This is a genomic window from Winogradskya humida (assembly GCF_016862215.1).
GTDB classification, from domain to species: domain Bacteria; phylum Actinomycetota; class Actinomycetes; order Mycobacteriales; family Micromonosporaceae; genus Actinoplanes; species Actinoplanes humidus.
On the sequence record NZ_BOMN01000175.1, the window covers coordinates 1 to 1,192 of the forward strand.

Annotated in this window: 2 protein-coding genes; both read right to left on the bottom strand. The window is 65.8% G+C overall.

Translation table 11 applies throughout. The features are described 5' to 3' along the window. Positions 1 to 39: 39 nt before the first annotated feature. The gene (locus tag Ahu01nite_RS50035) at positions 40 to 633 is read right to left on the bottom strand and encodes a transposase (RefSeq protein ID WP_203843841.1); all 594 of its coding nucleotides are present in this window, start codon (positions 631 to 633) and stop codon (positions 40 to 42) included. Further along, entirely contained in the window at positions 558 to 1,103 is a 546-nt protein-coding gene (locus Ahu01nite_RS50040) for a winged helix-turn-helix domain-containing protein (RefSeq protein ID WP_203843842.1), read from the bottom strand. The genes Ahu01nite_RS50035 and Ahu01nite_RS50040 overlap by 76 nt, the downstream gene beginning before the upstream one ends. Between the last annotated feature and the right edge of the window lie 89 nt (positions 1,104 to 1,192).

The following is a 1,192-nucleotide window of genomic DNA, read 5'->3' on the forward strand; positions in this document are numbered from 1 at the left end:
ACTGACCTTCTGGGGTCAGGGTCTGGGTGTTTTCAGGGGTCAAGGTGGAGCGAGTCCGGTCGCGGCGAGGAATCCGTCGATGAGGGTGGGTTTGTATTGCATGGCTTTGAGGCGGTTCTTGGTGGTCCGCTGCAGGTCGGTGATGCTGCCGGGGGCCAGGTTGGCCATGCTGCGTTTGAGGTTGGACCAGATGTTCTCTGTCGGGTTCAGCTCCGGGGCGTAGCTCGGTAGCTGATATACCCGCAGCCAGCTGCGAGAGGCGATCCAGGCCCGCATCTTGGCTGACTTGTGTGCGGGTAGCCCGTCCCAGACCACCACGATCGGTCCGTTCAGTTTCTGATGAGCGGCGTCCAGCAGGGCGGCGAAGTGTTCTTCCCGGAAGCCTTTCGGCTCGCTTTTACGTCCCCTGTGGAGCATCAGGCGGTAGAGCATGCAGGTGCGGTCTCCCGGTCGGTAGGCGGCCAGCCCGGCCACCGATAGGCGGCGCCCGCCCCGGCCGGCGACCCGGACGATCGGGGTTTTGCCTCGCGGGGCCCAGGTGCGGGCCCTGGCTGGTCTCAGCGAAAGTCCGGACTCGTCGATGAAGCAGATCCACGCGCCCAGTCTGCGCGCGACTCTTTTACCGCTGGCCATTGATGGCGGCGCCAGTGCTCGATCGCGGTCTCGTCACGTTCGGCGGCACGCTGGATCGGCTGCTGCGGTGAGAACCCGGCCCGGTGCAGGATCTGTGACACGGTGGCGATGCTGACGGTGATGTGGAACATCCGGCCGATCAGTGTGCGAACCCTCGCCAAAGTCCAGCGTTGGTCCTCGTCCCAGCCGGCTGCGGCCGGGCCCTCGCCCAAAGCCGCGATCAGCTTCTGCACCAGCCGGTCGGACAGCACCGGGTCCGGGCCAGGCGCGCCTTTTGAGGTCAGGGCCTGATCGCCGCCTGCCGTCCAGGCCCGCCGCCACGCGTACGCCGACTTGGTCGAGATCTCCAAAGCCGCCGCGACCTGCACACCACTCATCCCGTCGCTGAACATCCCCGCCGCCTGCCGGCGTATCTGCTCGCGGCGGGCACGTCCGTCCGGACCAACTCCACCGCCGTCGCCGTATCGCATGCCCTAACAACCGAGAGTGGCTTCTATCGGAAATCACCCAAACCAGCGATGTGGACACAAGAGTGACCCTGACCCGAGAAGGTCAGTAA